Annotated in this window: 4 protein-coding genes and 1 pseudogene; 4 read left to right on the top strand and 1 reads right to left on the bottom strand. The window is 73.4% G+C overall.

Annotation, left to right across the window (positions count from 1 at the left end):
* Positions 1-184, bottom strand: a pseudogene (locus tag HUW36_RS29975) (hypothetical protein); the annotation flags it as partial.
* 268 nt (positions 185-452) lie between these two features.
* Between HUW36_RS29975 and rimP the strand changes: the two are divergent.
* The 4 genes from rimP to HUW36_RS29955 form a co-directional block, all read left to right on the top strand.
* Positions 453-1,100, top strand: coding sequence for a ribosome maturation factor RimP (gene rimP, locus HUW36_RS29970; protein ID WP_174531168.1), 648 nt, complete (start codon positions 453-455; stop codon positions 1,098-1,100).
* Complete coding sequence (gene nusA, locus HUW36_RS29965) at positions 1,097-2,140, top strand: transcription termination factor NusA (protein WP_099162079.1); 1,044 nt, start codon at positions 1,097-1,099, stop codon at positions 2,138-2,140. The genes rimP and nusA overlap by 4 nt, the downstream gene beginning before the upstream one ends.
* A 15-nt stretch (positions 2,141-2,155) precedes the next feature.
* Positions 2,156-2,491, top strand: a complete 336-nt coding sequence (locus tag HUW36_RS29960) for a YlxR family protein (RefSeq protein WP_174531167.1) — start codon at positions 2,156-2,158, stop codon at positions 2,489-2,491.
* A gap of 93 nt (positions 2,492-2,584) precedes the next feature.
* Positions 2,585-2,818, top strand: a 234-nt coding sequence (locus HUW36_RS29955) for a translation initiation factor IF-2 N-terminal domain-containing protein (RefSeq protein WP_174531166.1), incomplete at its 3' end; no start/stop codon positions are given.

The following is a 2,818-nucleotide window of genomic DNA, read 5'->3' as shown; positions in this document are numbered from 1 at the left end:
ACCGCCCGGCGAGCGCCGGCGTGGCGGTGGCCGCGGCCCGGTAGCGGGCCTCCAGCGCCAGCGCCTCAGCCGCCAGCGGCTCCAACGCGTCCGGCGGCGACGGCTCGTCGTCACGGTCGAAAAGATCACAACCAGTCAGCGGCGCGGTCGCGCCGCCGAGCGCCACCAGCGCGCCGGCGCGCAACAGTCGACGCCGGGTTTGCCCCGCTCTGACCTGGTCGGATGGTGTTCTGCCGGTCCCCACCGCACAAGTCAACACCATCCCCACCGCCCCGTGGGGCAGGGTCGTCGGTGCGCCGCCCGGGCCGCCGCCCGGCGCAAGCGTTACGCTCTGCGCAGCCACCGGGCGCGGACGCCCCGGTGGCGTACCGGCATGGCGGGCGGACCGCCCGCGCCGGCGCGGGACCCATCACGGCCCGGTGGGCCGTGGCAACAGCAGAGAGGTGCGCGGAATGACGCAGCGTGGCCGTGCCACCCGGCCGACGGGGCCCAGCGGACGGCCTCGCCGGTCCGACGGCCCCCGCGGCACGGACCGGGGCGGCGCACCCCGCGGCGACCTCGCCGCGCGCCGGACCCGGCTGCGCGAGGTGATCGAGCCGGTGGTCACCGCCGCCGGCTACGACCTGGAGGACCTCTCCGTCTCCCGGGCCGGCCGCCGGCACGTGGTCCGGGTGGTCGTGGACGCCGACGGCGGGATCAACCTGGACGCCGTCGCGGACGTGTCCCGGGCGGTCTCCGCGGCTCTGGACGCGGCCGAGGAGGCCGGCGGCGACATCGTCGCCGGCGAGTACCAGCTGGAGGTCAGCTCGCCCGGCGTGGACCGCCCGCTCACCCTGCCCCGGCACTGGCGACGCAACGTCGGCCGGCTGGTCAAGGTCACCCTGCGGGGCGAGGCCGGCGACCGGCAGCTCACCGGCCGGGTGACGGCCGCCGACGACGAGCGCGTGGAGCTGGAGAGCGACGCCGGGACCGCTACCCACCCGTACGCCGAGCTGGGGCCCGGCCGGGTCCAGGTGGAGTTCACCCGCCTGGACGACGAAGACCTCGGTGACGACACCGACATCGACGACGACGAAGATCTGGAGGACGAGGAGAGGTGAACATCGACCTCGCGGCGCTGCGCGCCCTGGAGCGCGAGCGGGAGATCCCGTTCGACACGATCCTCGCGGCGATCGAGACCGCGCTGCTGACCGCCTACCGGCACACCGACGGCGCCGAGCCGCACGCCCGGGTGGAGATCGACCGTAAGAGCGGGGCCGCCTCGGTCTACGCGCAGGAGCTGGACGCCGACGGCACCGTCACCCGGGAGTGGGACGACACCCCGCACGACTTCGGCCGCATCGCCGCCATGACCGCCAAGCAGGTGATCCTCCAGCGGCTGCGGGAGGCCACCGACGAGGTGCACTTCGGCGAGTACGTCGGCCGCGACGGTGACCTGGTCACCGGCGTGGTGCAGGCGCACGAGACCCGCCGGGAGAAGGGCATCGTCAGCGTCGACCTGGGCAAGCTGGAGGGCGTCCTGCCCCAGTCCGAGCAGGTCCCCGGCGAGCGGTACGAGCACGGCGAGCGGATCCGCTGCGTCGTGGTGCACGTCGCCAAGGGCATGCGCGGGCCGCAGATCACGCTGTCCCGCTCGCACCCGGCGCTGGTGAAGAAGCTGTTCGCGCTGGAGGTGCCGGAGATCGCCGACGGCACGGTGGAGATCGGCGCGATCGCGCGTGAGGCAGGTCACCGTACGAAGATCGCGGTCCGGTCGACCGCCTCCGGCGTCAACGCCAAGGGCGCCTGCATCGGCCCGATGGGCCAGCGGGTCCGCGCGGTGATGAGCGAGCTGCACGGCGAGAAGATCGACATCATCGACTGGTCGGACGACCCGGCCACCTTCGTCGGCAACGCGCTCTCGCCGGCCAAGGCGCTGCGGGTCGAGGTGGTCGACCTGGCCAGCCGTACCGCCCGGGTCACCGTCCCGGACTTCCAGCTCTCCCTCGCGATCGGCCGGGAAGGGCAGAACGCCCGCCTCGCGGCCCGTCTTACCGGTTGGCGGATCGACATCCGCTCCGACGCGGAGACCGCCGGCCCGTCCGCGCGGGGCGGAGCTGATCACGTCCCGGAGCCGGGCGGCGCGATCTCGAGCAGCTAGGGGTAGACTTGCTCAGTGGCACGACGCGCGCTGCCGGAGCGCACCTGTGTGGGCTGCCGGAAACGAGCGCCGGCCAGCGAGTTGCTGCGGGTCGTCGCGGTCGGTGAAAAGGCTGGTCAGACCAGTCTTCGGCCCGATCCGGCCCGCAGACTGCCGGGTCGGGGAGCGAACATGCACCCCAATCCGGCCTGCTTCGCGCAAGCGGTGCGGCGCCGCGCCTTCGGGCGGGCACTGCGCGTCACCGGGGTCCCCGACCACGGTGCGCTCGCGGAGCACGTCGACGCGCAACCCCCGACGACCGGTCAACCCGACCGGTCGAGGGTCGCTAGCAAGGTAGGACGACCGACATGAGCACACGATGAAGTCCCTGAAATGACCAGGCTTCAAGTGCACGAGTGAGGTCGCTGCGGGTGCTGCCCGCACGACCTCGGAGTGAGGAGTGCAGTGGCAGGAAAGGCCCGCGTACACGAGCTTGCCAAGGAGCTCGGGGTCGAAAGTAAGACCGTTCTCGCCAAACTCAAGGAGATGGGCGAGTTCGTGAAGTCCGCGTCCAGCACCGTCGAGGCGCCTGTCGCCCGGCGGCTGCGGAGCGCGTTCGTAGCCGGTTCGTCGGCGCCAGCCGGCCCGCCGGCTGCCGCGCCCAGTGGCCCGGCGCCGACCCCGACGCCCACCCCGACC

This window comes from Micromonospora maritima (genome assembly GCF_902825405.1).
GTDB lineage: Bacteria > Actinomycetota > Actinomycetes > Mycobacteriales > Micromonosporaceae > Micromonospora > Micromonospora maritima.
The sequence above is the reverse complement of the archived record's forward strand: the minus strand, read 5'-3'. Positions and strand labels throughout refer to the sequence as shown.